Origin of the sequence: Devosia sediminis (assembly GCF_016411825.1) — a bacterium.
GTDB classification, from domain to species: domain Bacteria; phylum Pseudomonadota; class Alphaproteobacteria; order Rhizobiales; family Devosiaceae; genus Devosia; species Devosia sediminis.
This window is the reverse complement of record NZ_JAEKMH010000002.1, coordinates 972,026-988,934: the sequence shown is the minus strand read 5'-3', so window position 1 is coordinate 988,934 and position 16,909 is coordinate 972,026. Positions and strand designations below refer to the sequence as shown.

The 16,909-nt window shown below is 63.8% G+C and carries 13 protein-coding genes, 1 tRNA gene and 1 riboswitch; of the genes, 7 read left to right on the top strand and 7 right to left on the bottom strand.

The window, feature by feature from the left end; translation table 11 throughout:
- The first annotated feature begins 67 nt into the window (after nt 1-67).
- Genes JEQ47_RS12035 through JEQ47_RS12025 form a run of 3 tightly spaced genes read left to right on the top strand, consistent with a single transcriptional unit; the run spans nt 68 to nt 4,261 of the window.
- On the top strand, nt 68-1,582 hold the full coding sequence (locus tag JEQ47_RS12035; protein WP_198876634.1) for an undecaprenyl-phosphate glucose phosphotransferase: 1,515 nt from the start codon (nt 68-70) through the stop codon (nt 1,580-1,582).
- A gap of 4 nt (nt 1,583-1,586) precedes the next feature.
- Complete coding sequence (locus tag JEQ47_RS12030; RefSeq protein ID WP_198876633.1) at nt 1,587-3,002, top strand: hypothetical protein; 1,416 nt, start codon at nt 1,587-1,589, stop codon at nt 3,000-3,002.
- Nucleotides 2,999-4,261, top strand: a complete 1,263-nt coding sequence (locus tag JEQ47_RS12025; protein WP_198876632.1) for an O-antigen ligase family protein — start codon at nt 2,999-3,001, stop codon at nt 4,259-4,261. The genes JEQ47_RS12030 and JEQ47_RS12025 overlap by 4 nt, the downstream gene beginning before the upstream one ends.
- On the opposite strand, the gene JEQ47_RS12020 is transcribed toward JEQ47_RS12025, so the two are convergent.
- Both JEQ47_RS12020 and JEQ47_RS12015 read right to left on the bottom strand, forming a co-directional pair.
- Nucleotides 4,234-5,208, bottom strand: coding sequence for a phosphotransferase enzyme family protein (locus tag JEQ47_RS12020; RefSeq protein ID WP_198876631.1), 975 nt, complete (start codon nt 5,206-5,208; stop codon nt 4,234-4,236). The two genes, JEQ47_RS12025 and JEQ47_RS12020, sit on opposite strands and share 28 nt — an antisense overlap.
- Nucleotides 5,209-5,262: 54 nt before the next feature.
- Nucleotides 5,263-5,339, bottom strand: a tRNA-Pro gene (locus tag JEQ47_RS12015).
- Nucleotides 5,340-5,601: 262 nt separating this feature from the next.
- Here JEQ47_RS12015 and JEQ47_RS20950 point away from each other — a divergent pair.
- Entirely contained in the window at nt 5,602-5,727 is a 126-nt protein-coding gene (locus JEQ47_RS20950) for a hypothetical protein (RefSeq protein ID WP_268905741.1), read from the top strand.
- On the opposite strand, the gene JEQ47_RS12010 is transcribed toward JEQ47_RS20950, so the two are convergent.
- Together JEQ47_RS12010 and JEQ47_RS12005 are read right to left on the bottom strand one after the other, a co-directional pair.
- The gene (locus tag JEQ47_RS12010; protein WP_198876630.1) at nt 5,724-7,808 is read right to left on the bottom strand and encodes a CHASE2 domain-containing protein; all 2,085 of its coding nucleotides are present in this window, start codon (nt 7,806-7,808) and stop codon (nt 5,724-5,726) included. The genes JEQ47_RS20950 and JEQ47_RS12010 overlap by 4 nt on opposite strands.
- A gap of 12 nt (nt 7,809-7,820) precedes the next feature.
- Nucleotides 7,821-8,735, bottom strand: a complete 915-nt coding sequence (locus tag JEQ47_RS12005; RefSeq protein WP_198876629.1) for a helix-turn-helix domain-containing protein — start codon at nt 8,733-8,735, stop codon at nt 7,821-7,823.
- A gap of 158 nt (nt 8,736-8,893) precedes the next feature.
- Here JEQ47_RS12005 and JEQ47_RS12000 point away from each other — a divergent pair, with 158 nt between their 5' ends.
- A complete protein-coding gene (locus JEQ47_RS12000; RefSeq protein WP_198876628.1) occupies nt 8,894-10,900 on the top strand; it encodes an aldo/keto reductase in 2,007 nt (668 codons plus the stop codon).
- A 36-nt stretch (nt 10,901-10,936) separates the two neighbouring features.
- Here JEQ47_RS12000 and JEQ47_RS11995 read toward each other — a convergent pair whose 3' ends face one another.
- The 3 genes from JEQ47_RS11995 to JEQ47_RS11985 form a co-directional block, all read right to left on the bottom strand.
- Nucleotides 10,937-11,950, bottom strand: coding sequence for a hypothetical protein (locus JEQ47_RS11995; protein ID WP_198876627.1), 1,014 nt, complete (start codon nt 11,948-11,950; stop codon nt 10,937-10,939).
- Nucleotides 11,951-11,971: 21 nt separating this feature from the next.
- Nucleotides 11,972-12,865 carry a hypothetical protein gene (locus tag JEQ47_RS11990; protein ID WP_198876626.1) on the bottom strand — a complete coding sequence of 298 codons (894 nt, stop codon included), beginning with the start codon at nt 12,863-12,865 and terminating at the stop codon, nt 11,972-11,974.
- A gap of 160 nt (nt 12,866-13,025) precedes the next feature.
- Complete coding sequence (locus tag JEQ47_RS11985; RefSeq protein ID WP_198876625.1) at nt 13,026-14,444, bottom strand: MFS transporter; 1,419 nt, start codon at nt 14,442-14,444, stop codon at nt 13,026-13,028.
- A 202-nt stretch (nt 14,445-14,646) separates the two neighbouring features.
- Nucleotides 14,647-14,798: riboswitch (FMN riboswitch) on the top strand.
- Nucleotides 14,799-14,899: 101 nt separating this feature from the next.
- On the opposite strand from JEQ47_RS11985, the gene JEQ47_RS11980 reads away from it, so the two are divergent.
- Nucleotides 14,900-15,871 (top strand): DMT family transporter, encoded by a 972-nt coding sequence (locus JEQ47_RS11980; RefSeq protein ID WP_198876624.1) that lies wholly within the window; start codon nt 14,900-14,902, stop codon nt 15,869-15,871.
- Between the two features lie 125 nt (nt 15,872-15,996).
- Nucleotides 15,997-16,833: a MurR/RpiR family transcriptional regulator gene (locus JEQ47_RS11975; protein WP_198876623.1), complete on the top strand. Its 837-nt coding sequence runs from the start codon at nt 15,997-15,999 to the stop codon at nt 16,831-16,833.
- Nucleotides 16,834-16,909: the final 76 nt, after the last annotated feature.

Genomic DNA, 16,909 nt, shown 5'->3' with positions numbered 1-16,909 from the left:
GGTTTCACCGAGTATAAAGGTCTGTGGCCGACAATAGGGCGCCAAACACCAAGCGTCGGTAGCCAGAATGTATCGGGTCGATCCCAGGAAAGCCATCGAGGGGCATGCCTCCCGCCAGGGAGGATCAGATGACAGGCCGCTTTCTCCCAAGGCCGAAGTCATCATCGCCGCCCCGGTCGATTCCACCCTGTCAGGCCCGGTCATCGCCGGGGTCGTGCAGATCGTGGAAGCGGCCCTGCTGGCGCTGCTCGGCTATGGCATCCATGCCGCCTATGTCGAGCCGCCGCAGGATGCCTTCTACATTCCGGTCGTGCTGGCCACTGTGCTGATCGCCAACATCGCCTTCAATGCCGCCCGTTCGCATCGCATTGCCGTTTATCGCACCGTGGTCTCGCAAGTCGGTCGCGTGCTCGGCGCCTGGGCGGGCGTCATGCTGGTGCTGCTGGTGGGGATTTTCTTTTTCAAGGCGGGAGACCTCGTTTCCCGCGTGTGGTTGCTGACCTGGTTCATCTCCGGCGCTGCCCTTCTGGTCGCCTATCGCCTGCTGGTGCGGGTGATGGTGGTGCGCTGGACCGTCCAGGGCCGGCTCAAGCGCCGCACCGTCATCGTGGGTGGCGGCAACGATGCCGCGCTGCTGATCGAGCAGATCCAGGCCGGCTCCGCCAATGACATCAACCTGCTTGGGCTCTTCGACGACCGCGTCGGCGAACGGTCTCCGGAAATGGTCTCGGGCTGCCACAAGCTGGGCAAGGTATCCGACCTCATCGAATTCGCACGGCGCACGCCGGTGGACCTGGTGATCGTCTCGATGCCGCTCTCGGCCGAGAAACGCGTGCTCGACATGCTGACCCAGCTCTGGGTGCTGCCCGTCGATATCCGCCTGTCGGCGCATATGAGCAAGCTGCGCTTCACCGAGAAAGCCTATTCCTACGTCGGGGACCTGCCTGTGCTCGACATGGCGGATCGACCGATCTCGGACTGGAACCTCATCTTCAAATCGGTCTTCGACAAGGTCGTGGCCCTTGCGGCGCTGATCCTGCTTTCGCCGGTGATGATCGCGACGGCTATTGCCATCAAGCTCGAAAGCAAGGGGCCGGTCTTCTTCATCCAGCACCGGCACGGCTTCAACAATGAGCTGATCCGCATTTACAAATTCCGTTCCATGAGAACCGACATGCTGGACCAAGGCGCCGCCAAGCTCGTCACCCGCGACGATCCGCGCGTCACCCGCGTCGGCAAGTTCATCCGCCGCACCTCGATCGACGAGCTGCCGCAGTTGTTCAACGTGCTCAAGGGCGAGCTTTCCATCGTAGGGCCCCGCCCGCACGCCTTGCAGGCCAAGGCGGCGAACCAGCTCTACTATGAAGCGGTGGAAGGGTATTTCGCGCGCCATCGCGTGAAGCCTGGCATTACCGGGTGGGCCCAGATCAACGGCTGGCGCGGCGAGACCGACACGATCGACAAGATCATGCAGCGCGTCAACCACGACCTCTACTATATCGAACACTGGTCGCTGCTGTTCGACTTCTACATCCTGGTGATGACGCCGATCCGGCTGTTCACCACGGACAACGCGTACTGAGCGGATGAAGTCGTCCACCCTATCGTGTGCCGCGGGAATGGGCCTGCTGGCGCTGATGGCCCCGGCCTCGGCGCAGGAAGCGGTCTGCGTCGACTGCATCAGCGTGCGCGTCGGTCCGCCCGAAGTGGTGCGCGGCCCCTTCCCCGATGAACTGGACGCCGCCTTTGCCGCGACCCGCCTGCCCGATGGACGGTTCCGCGGCTTTTCGGCCAATGGCGCCACCTATGCCGTGGACGGCGCCACGCTCGATGACATGGGCGGCGAGCGGCGCGCGGTGCTGGATGTGGGTCCGCCGGGCAGCATCAATGATTGCGGCAGCTGGCTGACATCGACGGCCCGGGCGGACGATCGGCTCTACGGCTTCGTGCACCAGGAACGCCTTTGCGACTACGATGTCGGCCGGACCGACAAGTCCATGGCAATTGCCGTGTCCGAAGATGAGGGCCTGAGCTGGACCGATCTCGGAACGGTCATAACAGGCACCGACACGCCCTTGCCCGACCAGATCACCGGCGAAGGCGACTGCTCGCTGGTGGATGGCCATGACGGCTTTTTCTATGCCTATTGCCTCAGGAATTCGGACTGGCAGACCATCGTGGCACGCGCCCCTGCGCAGGATCCGGTGGACTGGCGCAAGTATCACGAAGGCGAGTGGCGTGAGCCTGGCCTCGGTGGCGCGGCGACGGACATCGGTTTCGTCGGCACCGGCGCGGGCTACCTGCGCGACCATGACTGGGTCGCGGCCGTGGCGACCGATCCGTGGTTCGGCGGCCTGCGCCTATCGCTTTCTGCGGACAAGGTCACTTTCGTCGATCTCGACGAGCCACTGGTCCCGATTGACGACGCCAACTGGGAGCGTCCGGCGCCGACCGACCTTTCGGTCTATGCAACGATCCTCAACCCCACCGAGGGCGGCAATACGGTGGGCGACAACTTCGTGCTCGCCTATGTGTTCGTGCCGGCAGGCCAGGGCTTCGAGAGCCGCTACCTAGTGCTGCGCGAAGTCTCGCTGACGCAGCGCGAGCCCTCGGCCGTGCCGCAGGTCGGCATTGCGCTGACGCGTTGGATCATGCCGGGCTCTACGGGCACGATCACAACGACCGGTCCGCTGATCGGCGACTACAGCCGCGAGAGCACCCTCGCCTATATGTTGACCGCAGCCCCTGATGGCGCCGCCACCGTCAAGATAGTGGAGTGCTCCGACGGGACCCGCAACACGCTGGCCGAAGACGGCACCTGTGCGCTTTCGCGCATGAGCCAGACCCGGACCGCAGGTTGGCTCTTCGTCGACGAGCAGCCAAACAGTGTACCGGTGTTCCGCTGCGAGGGAGACAGCGCCGGCCCGTTCATTTCCACGCAGGACAATTGCGAGGGGCTCGGCGACGCCGGAGACCTCCTTGGATATGGGTTGGCGTCATGAGCCTTGCGGGAACCACCAGACCGGACAATACCGGGGTGAGCCTTGCGGGCGTGCAGTTTGCAGTGCTCTCGACGCGCAACCTCCTGTTCCTCATGGCCGTGCTGGCCATGAACTTCACCCTGTTCCGCCCCTCCCCGGTTGACCTCCTCTACATAGCGTCGTTCCTCGTCACCCTTTTCTACCTGACGCTTTCACCGCCGCTGGGCGTGACGCGCAGGGCCGTGTTGCTGGCGCTGGTGGTTGGGGCCTGGGCCGTCTCATACTTCGTGGCCTCGGCGCCCCATATCGGCGAAGAGAACGTTCCCTTCGAGCTGCTGGCAAAAACCTTTGCCATCATGATCGCGGTGATCGGCGCCTTTGTGTCGATGAGCTGGAACAAGCGCCACGTCGAGACCTTCATGAAGGTCTATGTGGTGTCGTGCAGCATCGCCTCGGTATTGGGCATCCTCGGCTTTCTGACGCAGAACCAGTTGCTGACCTGGGATGGCCGCGCCAAGGGGCTGATCGACGACCCCAACATGTACGGCTCGTTCCTGATCCCAGCCGTGATGTTCTGTGCCTATCTGCTCACCCGCACCCGCGCCAACAAGCTATTCTTCCTCGGCGCCATGGGCCTGGTCCTGCTGGGGATTTTCTTTTCGCTGTCGCGCATCGCGCTGGTGGCAGCGCTGGCCTGCCTCCTGGCCTATATTTTCTTCCAGAACCGGCGAGATCCGCGCCGGTTGTTGCTGATCCTGCTCAGCCTGATCATGGCGGCCGTGCTGCTGCCGGGTCTCATCAGCATCGCCTCCCCCGAATTCAGCGAGCGCTTTCTCGAGCGCCTGACGCTGGCGCAGCCGTATGACCTGGGCGAACAGGGCCGCTATGGCCGCTACCTGCTGGTGCTGCCGATGATCGCGCAGGATCCAATCGGCGTGGGCGTGCTGCAGCTCGAAAAGATCTTTCCCGAGCCGATCCACAACATCTGGCTCAGCTCCTTCGTCAACTATGGTTGGGGCGGCGGTTTCGCCTGGCTGGGCCTGATCATCGGCAGCGCCGTCATTTCGGTGCGTAACTACCGCCGCACGGGCAGCGATATTCCGGTGGTGATGGTGGCGTCGCTGGTCGGCATCGTGATGTGCGCGACGCTGCATGAAGGCGAGCATTGGCGCCATATGTGGCTGTTCTTCGGACTGGTCTGGGGCCTCAACATGTTCTGCATCGGCGGGGGTGAGACGAAGCCAGCGGCGCGTCAGGGCCAGAGGGCGCCGCGCAGATAACGCCGCGCCAGGTCAGCCGTCCCCTCGGCAAAGCCGTTCACATGCAACTGGGCGAGGCTGGTTTCGCCATGCGAACCGATCCAGGCGAGCAGCGCCATGCGCCGTAGCATGACCATGGAATCGAGCATGGCCACGTCCTCGTCGGATAGCGGGCGGACGGCCTGATAGGACTTGAGCCAAGACGCCCTTAGTGCCGGCACGGCCTGATGGGTCTCGTGGAAGGAAATGCCGGCGGCAAAATCGTAGCCGAACCAGCACACGCCGCAATCGTCGAAATCGATGAGGCTGACCTGGTCGCCATCGACGAGCAGGTTGCCCAGCCGCATATCGGCATGGATGAGGCCATAGCGATCGGGGCCGGTGCCATAGTCGGCCAGCCGTCGGCGCAGGCTGGCGTCGAGATCGTCGAGCACCGGGCGCATATCGGCGGTCACACCGGGCGCCGTTCGCCAGTCGCCCCAGAGGCCATTGGAGTCGAGAATGCTGGACGCCGTCCAGGCCTGCCGCTCGAATCCGGCCGGACGCTGCCAGGCGATTACATGGTGGTGGAGCGAGGCGGCATAGCGGCCGAGTACACCAAAAAGATCGACGAGGTTGCTGTCGGGATTGGGTTCGTGGCCAGCGATGAAGTGGAACAGCACGGCATAGAATTGCTCGCCGGAGGGCGTTTCAAACTGCTGCAGAACCTTGCCGTTTCGGCCGGCGACGGGCTCGGGAATGGGCAGGTCGGTCTGGTGATGCAGGGCTTCGAGCCAGGCCAGCTCGCTCTCGATATTGGCGACGCTCTGATAGGACGGCCGATGCACACGCAGGGCAAAGGCCTCGTCGCCCGGCACGGACACCAGGAAAGTGTGATTTTCGGAATAGTTGATGAGCTGGAGGACCGCCCCGTCCAGATCGGCCCAAAGCGGAATTGCGTTGTCCAAGTCGCGCACTTGCAGCGGCATGGGGATGTTCCGGCTTGGCGAGGCCCTCAGGCCTTGAAATCACTTTGTTGGAAATGGTCGGAGCGGCCGGATTTGAACCGACGACCCTTTGTCCCCCAGACAAATGCGCTACCAGGCTGCGCTACGCCCCGACTGCGCGGAGACATAGAGATTCAGGGTGTTCAGCGCAACCCCGTTTTTGCGGGGTGTGCACAATCGGGCCGACGCTGCGGTAAAATCCGAACACGCCGGCATCGATGCGGAGGCGATGGCAAGGCTGCCGGCAAACCGAGAACGGCCTCAGCCCTTGCCATGCAGCCCCAGCCGTAATTGACTGGTTGCCGGAGGGCCGGCAGGCGCAACTCGGTTGCTGGCGGTGCATTGTCGCCTGGATAAAGGCAGAGGAGAGCAGCCATGAACGACTATGAGGACCACGGCCTCGATTTCATCGAAGGATTTTCTCTCTTGGCGGGGGCCATCTGGATCATCGGCGCGGCGACCATCTTCGCCATGGTGCTGCTCGGCCAGGGCCGCGTCTAGACGACCAGCGCCCCGGCCCTGAAATCCCCGATGCGCTGCTCGCAGGCGGCGTAGAAACTGCCAAGACGCGCATCGACGGCCAGCGCCGCCCGCCTGCAGGCATCGAGCGATTGCGCATGGTCGCGGCCGCCGGCGAGGTCGTCGACAAATGCTGCATGCGCCAGAGCCAGCTCAGCAAATTCCGGTGATTGCCTCATCGCGGCATTGCCGACGAGAACATGGATGCTTTCGCGCCCGCTCATGCCCTTGAGTCCGAGTGACCCGGCCGGCAGAAAGGCCAGTTCCGGCGCTGCCACAACGGTCGACGACGCAACGAGGATGTCGTGTCCAACGGCGCGGCACAGACCTTCGATGCGGCTCGCAACATTGACCGTGTCGCCGATGCAGGAATAGTCGAAGCGGGTTTCGAAGCCCATATTGCCCACCAACGCCGGGCCGCTGGCGATACCGATGCCTATGGCAATCGGCTCGCGTTCGGTGGCATTGAGCCTTTCGAGGGCAGCACGCATGTCCAGCGCGGCGAGGCAAGCGCGCTCGGCGTGGCGCGCGACATCGACCGGCGCATTCCAGAAGGCCATGACGGCATCGCCCATGAACTTGTCGATCGTGCCCTGCTGTCCGACAATGGCCGTGCCCAGCGCCGCGAACAGCCGGTTGAGAATGGCCACCAGTGTCGTCGGCTCGGTCCGTTCGGCCAGGGCGGAGAAGTTGCGCACGTCGGAAAACATCACCGTCAGCTCGCGCACGTCGCCACCGAGGCGAAGCAGCCGATCGTCGGCCTCGATGCGGGTGAGGAGCGAAGGCTCGACATAATGGGCGAAGGCACGGCGGATGCGGCGGCGGTCGGCATCGGTCACGGCGAAGCGGAAGAAGGCCATGGCCGCATAGAGCAGCAGCGCACCAAGCAGCGCAAAGCTCGGGTCGATGAGCAGGCGCGGCACCGAAAATGCCCACCAGCTTATGGCAGCCACCACACCCGCAACTGCCAATGTCACGGCGAGGCCGGCGACCGGGCCAGTTATGATGACGGCCAGCACGATCAGCAAACCGGCCAGCGCAAAAATCGCGATTTCCAGTCCGGCGACCCAGTCGGCCCGCTGCAGATAGGTCTGGGTGAGCATCTGCTCGAGCGCCTGGGCATGGATGGCGACACCTGGCACGGCTACGCCCAATGGGCTGTTGCGGATATCGAGCAGGCCGCTGGCGGAAGCGCCGATCAGCACGATGTGGCCCGAAACGAGCGGCTCCAGACCGGCATAGCCGTCAGCGAGAAGATCGCGCGCCGGGATATAGATGTCGGGCGGCAGGTGGCGATAATAGAGCCAGATATCGCCGCTCGGTCCGGTCGGCACGGCGAAATCGCCGATGCGGAGCTGTTCGACGGTCCCTGCCCCAGCACTGTCGCCAATCACAACCAGCGTCGAAACGCCAAGGGCCACGCGCAGCGCTTCGGCGGAAAGTGTTGGCAGCACCGCATCGCCATTGCGCCAGAGCATGGGCAGCCGACGGGCCACACCCGACCCGTCGCGGTCGAGGCTGGCAACGCCAAGGCCGGCGGCAGCGTCGACCAGCACTTTCAGTGGCTGGGCTGCCCCACCCAGTTCCGGCAGGGAGGCCAGCGGATCGGTGCCCGTCATGGCCAGGCCCGACTTGGACGCCAGATCGGTTCCGGCGGCGCGAGCGCTCTGGGCAAGGCTCAGAACAGTCGGGCCGGCACCCAGCGCTGCAGCAAACTGCGCGTCATGGTCAGTGCCTGCGGCGGGCGAGAGGCGATCGGGCTCGCTGAATAGCAGGTCGAAGGTGACGGCGGCCGCGCCGAGTTCGGTCAGGCGCTGCGACAGGGTCGCCATGGTCGAGCGCGGCCACGGCCACTGCCCGACGTCGGCCAGCGAGGTTTCGTCGATATCGATGATGCGAATGGGCAGGTCGCGTGGCGCCTCGCGCGGGCGCCACTGCTGGAATGTATCGAAAGTGGCTTCGCGAGCGACGACCAGCATATAGGGATCGGCGGCGCGCAACAGGACCAGGCCCGAAATGGCGGCGATGCCGAAGAGCAGTGCCAGCCAGCCCCGCCTGCCCATGCCCATGTGCCCCTAGTTGTATCGCCCGTCGCCGCCCGCAGCGGGGACGACGGCAACTTCGGGGCGGCCGCGTACATCGCGGCGGAAGTCACTGGGCGACATGCCGGCCATCTTGCGGAACGACTTGTTGAAGGCACTGAGCGAGCCAAACCCCGAATCCATCGCCACGGCGAGGACGCTGGCCTCGTCTTTCATCAACAGCGCCTGCGCATAGGAGAGGCGCATGAGGTTGATGTAGTCGTTGAGCGTCATGCCGGTCGACTTCTTGAAGACGGTCATGGCGTATTTGGGATGGATATCGGCAGCCACGGCGATGTCGACCGAGTCGATCTCCTCGCGAAAATTGTCGGCGATGAAGTCGCAGATGCGCACGACGATGGGCGAGGCATGCGGATCGGGACCACCCGCATGGGTCAGCGGATTTGGATCGGGCAGCAGGCGATAGGGCGAAAAGCGCAGGCGCTCGATGCGCAGCAGCAGTTCGTCGACGGCCAGGCTCGCCTTCATCGGATCGCCCGAGCGGGTATAGTCAAGCCAGCGCTCGAAATTGACCGGGTCCGCGGCATCAGTGGCGCTGGAGACGAGCGTGGCGCCCTGCATCAGCCGGGCCTGCACATCCTCGGGCAGGCGGAGACGGAAGAAATGGACCAGCGGCAGGTGGCCGCCGGCATAGACGAGATCGTCAGAGGCATCGTCGAGCCAATGCGGCTGGCCGCCCCAGAACAGCGCGAAGTCGCCTTCCGTGAAGCGCGCCTCGTGCCCCGACATGCGATAGTGGGCCCAGCCGTGCACGATGTAGTTGACTTCCACCTGGGCATGCCAATGGGCCGCGCGCATCAAGCGCGGCGAGGTCATGAACATCGAGAGCGCGGTGGGCACGCGCTCGACGCCATTGGCCCGGGGTTCATAGTAGAGGCGAGAATCCATCTTACTTTCCGCCCGGTCCGCATACCCGATATCGGGGTATGCCTCTGGCGGGCGCGCTAATTTAGAAATCAGAGGACCCAAGAGCAATTGAAAAGCATGTCTTTGGACAGCTGCTCTGGACGGCCAGGCAACGCCCGGGCAATATCGAGGAAAACAATATGACCGACAAGAAAATCCGCTGGGGCATTATCGGCCCGGGCAGCATCGCGAAGGCCTTCCGCGGTGGCATCGAGAACAGCCAGCATGGCGTTCTGGCGGCCATTGCCACGCGCGATCCGAGCAGGCCCAGCCTGGCGCAGGATTTTCCGGGCGTGCGCGTGGTCAAGGGTTACGACGCGTTGCTGGCCGATCCGGAGATCGACGCCGTCTATATTGCCGTGCCGCATACCGGCCACGCCGAATGGGCGATCAAGGCCGCGGAGGCAGGCAAGCATGTGCTGGTGGAAAAGCCGCTGGCGCTGTCAGCACACGAAATCGACGCCGTTTTTCACGCCCACAAGAAGGCCGGCACCTTTGCCGGCGAGGCCTTCATGTATCGCCTGCACCCGCAGGTGAAGCAGTTGCTGGACCTGATCAAGTCCGGCGCCGTCGGCGAAGTGCGGATGATCCAGTCGAGCTTCGGCTTCTCGATGGGCAAGTTCCAGCCCCAGCATCGCCTGTTTGCCTCGGAACTCGCCGGCGGCGGGATTCTGGATGTCGGCGGCTATCCGGTCTCCATGGCGCGGCTGATTGCCGGCGCGACACTGGGCAAGCCCTTCGCCGATCCGGTCAAGGTGAGTGGCACCGCCAAGCTCAATGACGAAGGCACGGACGACTGGGCTGCCGCCCTCCTGACCTTTGAAAATGGCATAGTGGCGCAGGTGTCCTGCGCCGTGATGGCCAATCTCGACAATGTGCTCCGGATCCACGGTTCCGAAGGCCGCATCGAAGTGCCGGATTTCTGGTTCGCCAACGGCAACCGGGACCAGGGCCTGGGCCGCATTGATGTCATCAAGGGCGGCAAGACCGAGACGCTCAGCGTCAACGAGACGGCTCATGTCTACTCATTCGAGGCGGATGCGGCGTCGCTGGCCATTCTCGAAGGCCGGCAGGAATTCGCCGCGCCCGGCATGAGCTGGGCGGACAGCCTGGGCAATGCCCGCGTGCTTGACCAGTGGCGCAAGGATGCCGGGATCGAATACTCGGTCGAAACGCCGGGCAATCGGACGCGGACGCTGGACAACCGCACGCTGGGGCCGAATACCGGCATCATCCCCAAGCGCTCGATTCCGGGCCTTGCCAAGCCCGCCTCGGCGGTGGCTTTGGGCTTTGAGGATTTCAAGACCTTTGCCTCGGGCGCCATCCTGCTCGACGCCTTCTGGGAAAAAGGCGGCAATGTCTTCGACACCGCCTTCATCTATGGCGGCGGCTATACAGAAAAGCTGTTTGGCCAGTGGCAGAAGAGCCGCGGTGTGCGCGAAGAGGCCGTCGTGATCGGCAAAGGCGCGCATTCGCCGCTCGTCTACCCCGACGTCATCGCCAAGCAGTTGACCCAGTCGCTGGATCGCCTGCAGACCGACTATGTCGACGTCTACTTCATGCACCGCGACAATCTCGACGTCCCGGTGGGCGAGTTCGTCGATGCCATGGATGCCGAGGTCAAGGCCGGGCGCATTCGCGGGCCGTTCGGCGGGTCGAACTGGACCAAGGAGCGCTTGGACGAGGCGATTGCCTATGCCGAGCGCACCAGCAAGACCAAGCCGCAGGCGCTCAGCAACAACTTTGCCCTCGCCGAAATGTTGGATCCGATCTGGGCGGGATGCGTCACTTCGTCGACGCCTGACTTCAAGCAGTGGCTGATCGACCGGCAGGTGACCAACTTCTCCTGGTCAAGCCAGGCACGCGGCTTCTTCACTGACCTTGCTGGCCGGGACAAGCGCGACAACGAGGAATTGGTCCGCGTTTGGTACAATGACCAGAACTTTGGCCGGCGTGATCGCGCCATCGAGCTCGGCAAGCAGCTCGGCCACTCGCCGATCCACATTGCCCTGGCCTATGTGTTGGCCCAGCCCTTCCCCAGCGTACCGCTGATCGGGCCGCGCCGTCTGGTCGAACTCGAAGACAGCCTCAAGGCGTTCGAAATCAAGCTGACGCCGGACCAGGTGAAGTGGCTCGAACAAGGCTGAACGATTTCGGCCCCGGAGCAATCCGGGGCCTCTTCTTCAGACGTCGCCATAGTTGAGCTGAAACACCAGCTCGGCATTGGGACTGTCATGGGTGTAGCCGACGACAGCGCACCCGCCCTGCTCGCGCTTGGGCGAGGCGCCACGCAAGACGATCCGGTCGGGCATGCTGGGGTCGGCGCCCGGCACGAGGCCACCCTCGACATGGTACGGCGCCGGCGCGCAGCCCTTGCGGAAAGTATAAGCCGTGCCGCTCATGCTGAATTCGCCTTCGAACGACCATGGTGCGCCTTGGAAGAGCACAGTGCCTCGCTCGACCAGACCGTCCAAAGACGCTTTTGGCCGGTCGTAGTATAGCACGCCCTGGGCAGCGTCGTGCCACATCAGCGAGCCATTGTGGTCGATGCCTGCAATGATCGCTTCTCGCCAGTTGGCCGGGCTTTCCTCGACAACCGGCGCTTCAGGCACCGGCGCTGCCGCGACGGCCACCTGTTCGACGGCCGGCTCTGCCGCCGGTTCCTCTTCGATCCTGTGCATGCCCAGCGCCCCGAGCATCATGGCGATTTCCGCCTCCCGCTCGGCCTGCGCCTTGGCCGCCTGCTGGTCCAGCGCGGCGGTGTATTCAGCGTTCTGCGGTGCGCAGAGAATGCCCCAGTGCTGGCTGAGTGTCGCATCAGGACCGACGCTGTCGGCGGCGCTGTCCTTCCAGATCTGATCGCTGTCAGCGGCCAGAGTCAGGACGCGCCGATTATGCGTGGTCAGCGTCCGCGTCTCGCAGTTGGCCGTGACGGTATAGAGCCGCCCGCTTTCCGCTGCCATCAGGTCCGCAACGCAGGTATCGACGTTCTCCGGCGCCGTTGTTGCGCAGAACGCTGTGGCGTCTTCAGACCTGACATGGGCGCTGGCCCAGGCATCCCTGCTGCCGATTCCGGCCTGCGCCACGATGCTGGCGAGCGGACGGTCGGACCCCAAAGATAGCGATTGTTCCACTGCGGCCGCGGCGGGAGCCGCGGCCAATGTCAGTGATGCCGCCAAAACCAAAATACGGGTCATCTTCCTGTCTCCGGCGTCGGGCTAGAAGTAGGAGCGGCAGGAACTGGCCAGTCGGCGGCCGTTTTCCTCGCCATAGTCGGCGATCAGCTTGGCCTCGCACTCCTCTTGGCGCTTCACGCGGTCGACCACCGCCTGCTCCCGCCGCACCGCGAATTGGGCCATGGCCTCAACGCCCGCGGCACCGCACTGCTCGGCCACGCGACGTGGATCGAGGCTGGTCAATCCGCTCCAGGTAGAGCTGTCACAGATCTGGGCGGTATCGTAGCAATCCAATTCCGACAGCAATTGGTAGTTGCGCTCGCTCAATTGCGGCTGGCTGCGGTCCTCCCGGAACAGAAAGGCGGTCTGATACAAGCGATAGCCCCGATCGCAATAGGCGCGGATGTTCAACTGGTCCTGGCTGTAGAGCGCTTCGAGAAACCCATTCATGCTGAAGCTCAGGTGCCGGACCAGTTCCGCATCCGAGGCGATCTGCGAGTTGGTGTCGGCGATATCGGAGGTGTTCTCGACGATCTGGCTCGACGTCTCGGCAATGTCGGCGGTGTTGTCCACGACCTTCGCGGTATCAGCGGCGATCTGCACCACTGCCTCCTCGATGCCGAGCAGCTGGTTCTGCGCGCTGCCGATCCAGGCAAATTCCGTCGCCAGTACGCCGCGGTCATTTTCCGGCGCAAGCGCAAGGAAACCAATGCTCACGGTGACGAGAAGCAGACCGAAGGCGGTCATTGCCTGCACGACCTGGTCGCGGAAGCTGCGGACCGTGGCAAGCACCAGGCCTAGCAGGAGGATTGCCGCCCCACCGCCCAGCGCCCAAAGCGTGTAGCTGCCGACCGGCGCCATGAGGTCGCAGACAACGCCAATGACGCCGCAAATACCCCCAAATGAAATAAACCGCTCGATGCCACGCAGCGGCATTGCAACAGACATATCGGCCCCCGTTTCTTGCTGTCTCTCATGTACTTAGCAAGGACGGTCTAAACGATTGCTTGGCTCGAATGGTCAAGAATTGGCTGTCGGGCGTGGTGTACCGAAGGTTGCGACAGGAACCGGGGGGCAAGAGACCGCCCCCGGAGCTTCACTCTTCCGCAAATGTCGCTATGGGCGCCGTTTTGGCGAGTTGCACCATGCGGAGGGCGGCTAGGAAGGCGAGGAACGCGAAGGCAATGGCCATGACGAAAAGCGGAATGATGGAGGTCAGGACCTCGTCATTTCCCGTCGCCAGCGGATAGCCCGCGGCATTGGCAGCAACGCCTGCCAGAGCCGCACCCAGCGCATTGCCGGCCGACTGGGTGGTCGGCAGGAGCGCCGAGGTGCGATCACGCTCTGCACTGTCGGTGGCTTCCATGATCGTGAGCATGATGTAGCCGTTGGAAATACCAAAACCCATGCCGATGGCGGCCTGGCCAGCGACCAACAGCGGCAGTTGCGTCCATTCGAGACCGAGCAGAACCAGCACCAGGCCGAGCGCGAGCAGCAACGGACCGGTGCGGATGAGGATGCGGCGGGTGGAGCGCTGGCGCACATTGGCGACGGTCACCGAAGACAGGCTCCAGGCCACGGCCATGGCGGCGGCGGTAATGGCGGCCTGGGTCGGCCCATAACCCCAGAGCTGCTGGAGCAGCATGATGAGATAGACGGCCGTGGCGGCGCCGGCCACCGGCATCAGCAGGAAAACCCAGAGACCCGAGCCGACGGCAGTGCGCAGGGTGAAAGCGTCGGGTGGCATGAGGCGCTCGGCCGAGCGTCGATCCATCCAGACCGCCAGGATCAGCAGCACGGCGGCGCCAATCAACAGCAAAACGGCATGCAACGGCTCGGCCACGGCGGCCAAGGCCACCAGCAGTGTGCCTGCGCCGATGGTGAGAAGGCGCAGGCCCGGAAAACCGTGCTCGTCCGCCTGCTTCTCACTGCGCGGGACGACAAGCATGATCATGGTGATGAAGATCAGCACGAAAGGCACGTTGATGAGGAAGGCGGCGCGCCAGGAAATCAGCTCTGTGAGTGCCCCTGCCCCGGCCGGTCCGCCGAAGGCTGCGACGGCCCAGACAACGGCCTGCATGCCGAACACTTTCGGCACGAGGCGGCTGGGGAAGAGTTCCGGGATCAGCGCGAAGCAAAGAGCCGCGACGACGCCTTCGCCAAATCCCTGAACGGCGCGGCCGAGCAGGACCTGCGTCATGTCAGCGGCGATGGCCGCGATCAGCGTGCCGACGAGGAAGACGGCAGCCATGCTGATCAGCGACATGCGCGATCCAAGCCGGCGCTTGAGCAGCGCGGCGGCAGCGCCGCCGACAATGGCGAAGACCAGGTAGAGCGTCGTGGCCCAGGAGATGACTTCGACGCCACCCAGTTCGTGCACCGCCGACGGCAGTGCCGCGGCCGAGAGAAAGGCGTTGAAGGCGAAGAGGGTCACGCCCAGCGCAAGGATGGTGGTGACCGGCAGATATCGCGGGCCGAAAATCTCGGCCCAGCGGCCTTCAACAGTGTCGGACATGATGAGATCCATTAAACAAGCGTTGACTTGTTTAATCTCTTCCCGCCCAAAAGCAAGGTCTCTTGCCTCCGACTTGTGCAGTCCGCCCGTGAAGCGTTGAACAGAATTTCCGGATCGTTCGGCAAACGCGCACAGTTACACCTTTGTGCCGACTTGTGCGGGACGCCAGCCTCGCCTAAATCTCTTAATGCAGGTTCGCCTGCATTGTTCTCAGGGCGGGGTGAAATTCCCCACCGGCGGTAAAGGCAGCGATGCCAAGCCCGCGAGCGCCTTCGGTCCCAGTGGTCCGAGGGGTCAGCAGATCCGGTGTGATTCCGGAGCCGACGGTTAGAGTCCGGATGAAAGAGAACGGGACCAAGCGCCCTTGCCGGGTGCGCGCGGGTTTTTGGCCGCGCGGATTCCGGCTTTGTCGCCGCCCGTAACCCTGAGGAAACTGGTTACGGAAAGGACGACAGATGAACCAGATTTCCTCGACTTCCAGCAGTGCCGCCACCACCGGCGCGCTGTTCATGATTCTCGCCAGCATCACCTTTGCCGGCACCAATGTGTTGCAATCGGTGCTGCCGACGCCTGCCGAATGGGGCGGATTCGGCATGAGTTCGACCGGCATGGCCTTCTGGCAATATGTCATCGCCTCGGTGCTGGCGTTGCCGCTGATCCTGCGGATCGGCCTCAACAACCTCCGCACCACGCACCCCATTGCCCATGAAATCCGGGCCTTTGTGTCGGCGCTGGGAGTTCATGTGTTCGTCTACGGTTACGCATCGGGCGTGCCGATCTGGCAGATGGTGACGCTGCTGGCGACGGGACCGCTGTTCATTATTCTCGGTTCGGCCCTTTTCCTGGGCGAACGGGTTTCGAGCGCTCGGCTGTTTGCCGCCATGGTTGGCTTTGCCGGCGCCATCATCGTGTCGGGCGTCGGCTCCGAGAGCATCGGGCTGCAGGCGCTGATCCCGATCACGGCAGCGGCGCTGTGGGCGGGCACGGACATTCTCACCAAGTATCTGACGCGCAAGGGAGAAAGTCCGGAGACGCTGACGGTCTCGCTGCTGGTGCTGATGACGCCGAACCATCTGGCGATCCTCCTGGCGGCCAACGCGCTGGGCGGCATCCTGCCCCTGGGCATGGCACCTGGCTTCCCCTTCGCCCTGCCTGATGGCCTTGGCCTATGGCTGCTGGTGCTGCTCGGCGCGCTGACGGCAGTCGCGCAGTATGTGCTTGCCTTTGCTTATAAATCTGCCGATGCGACCTACCTGCAGCCCTTCGGTGACCTCAAGGTGCCGCTCAGCGGGCTAGTCGGATGGGTGGCTGTTGGGCAAGTGCCATCTATGTGGTTCTGGCCCGGCGCGGCGCTGATCGTGGGCGCGTCTGCCTTCATCTACTGGGTGGAGAGCCGGGACAGGACGCCGACGCTGGCAGCGGCGTAATTTGCTAGCGGACTGTCAGCATTATCAGTGACACGAGGCGGGATCGGGCGAACCGATCCCGCCTTTCGCTTGCACAGAGGAACAATCTGTTCCATTTCTGGAACAGGTATTCCACTAGGTCAGTCATGCCCACCTCCCCGATCGCAGTGCCGACCGATTTCGAAACGCTCCGCACCACCATCGTGGAGCAGCGCGCGACGCTTCCCAAGCGACTGATGCAGGTGGCGGCCTACGCGCTCGATCATCCGGACGAGATCGCCTTTGGAACGACTGCCAGCATTGCGGCGGCGGCCTCAGTTCAGCCTTCGACCCTGGTGCGTTTCGCCCAGCATTTCGGACTGGACGGATTTTCGGGACTGCAACAGATTTTCCAGGCGCGGCTCCGGGGCCGTACGGCCTCTTACGAGGATCGGCTGCGGCAATTGGAATCGGCCGGGGCAGCAGAGACCGAGAGCGGAACCATCCTCAAGGGGTTTATCGGCGCGGCACATCAAAGCCTCGATGCGCTCAGCGCCGCTATCGAGCCGGAAAAACTGGAGCAAGCGGTCGACATCCTGGCCCGCGCCGAGACAATCTACCTGATTGCCCGGAGACGGAGTTTTCCGGTAGTCACGTCCATGGCCTATGCCTTGGGCAAGCTGAAAATCCGCTGCCAGGTGGTGAGCTCGGCGGCCGGCAATGACGACGACCTTCTGGAGCAGGCAGGCCCCAGAGATGCGGCATTTGCCGTGAGCTTTGCCCCCTACGCGCCGGAAAGCGCAGCGCAGGCGCGGGCCCTGGCCGATCGGGGCATTCCCGTGGTGGCGCTCACGGATTCAGCGCTGTCGCCGCTGGCCGGTATCGCGCAGGTGTGGTTCGAACTGATGGAAGCGGACCATGCAGGCTTCCGGTCACTGTCGGCAAGCCTGGCTTTTGCCATGGCGTTGACGGTCAGCGTGGCGGAGCGGCGCCGGCAATTATAGAATATTTGTTCTATATTGCACCATCTCGGAACTTGTGTTTCATAGGTGCCAAACCACGCTTTCCCGAGGAGGAGCC

What these genes read in the sequence shown, in the direction of transcription:
- JEQ47_RS12025 (WP_198876632.1), top strand. Translation starts at nt 2,999, where the DNA reads ATGAGCCTTGCGGGAACCACCAGACCGGACAATACCGGGGTGAGCCTT.
- JEQ47_RS11995 (WP_198876627.1), bottom strand. Translation starts at nt 11,950, where the DNA reads ATGACCCGTATTTTGGTTTTGGCGGCATCACTGACATTGGCCGCGGCT.
- JEQ47_RS12000 (WP_198876628.1), top strand. Translation starts at nt 8,894, where the DNA reads ATGACCGACAAGAAAATCCGCTGGGGCATTATCGGCCCGGGCAGCATC.
- JEQ47_RS11975 (WP_198876623.1), top strand. Translation starts at nt 15,997, where the DNA reads ATGCCCACCTCCCCGATCGCAGTGCCGACCGATTTCGAAACGCTCCGC.
- JEQ47_RS11990 (WP_198876626.1), bottom strand. Translation starts at nt 12,865, where the DNA reads ATGCCGCTGCGTGGCATCGAGCGGTTTATTTCATTTGGGGGTATTTGC.
- JEQ47_RS12030 (WP_198876633.1), top strand. Translation starts at nt 1,587, where the DNA reads ATGAAGTCGTCCACCCTATCGTGTGCCGCGGGAATGGGCCTGCTGGCG.
- JEQ47_RS20950 (WP_268905741.1), top strand. Translation starts at nt 5,602, where the DNA reads ATGAACGACTATGAGGACCACGGCCTCGATTTCATCGAAGGATTTTCT.
- JEQ47_RS12010 (WP_198876630.1), bottom strand. Translation starts at nt 7,808, where the DNA reads ATGGGCAGGCGGGGCTGGCTGGCACTGCTCTTCGGCATCGCCGCCATT.
- JEQ47_RS11980 (WP_198876624.1), top strand. Translation starts at nt 14,900, where the DNA reads ATGAACCAGATTTCCTCGACTTCCAGCAGTGCCGCCACCACCGGCGCG.
- JEQ47_RS12035 (WP_198876634.1), top strand. Translation starts at nt 68, where the DNA reads ATGTATCGGGTCGATCCCAGGAAAGCCATCGAGGGGCATGCCTCCCGC.
- JEQ47_RS12020 (WP_198876631.1), bottom strand. Translation starts at nt 5,208, where the DNA reads ATGCCGCTGCAAGTGCGCGACTTGGACAACGCAATTCCGCTTTGGGCC.
- JEQ47_RS11985 (WP_198876625.1), bottom strand. Translation starts at nt 14,444, where the DNA reads ATGTCCGACACTGTTGAAGGCCGCTGGGCCGAGATTTTCGGCCCGCGA.
- JEQ47_RS12005 (WP_198876629.1), bottom strand. Translation starts at nt 8,735, where the DNA reads ATGGATTCTCGCCTCTACTATGAACCCCGGGCCAATGGCGTCGAGCGC.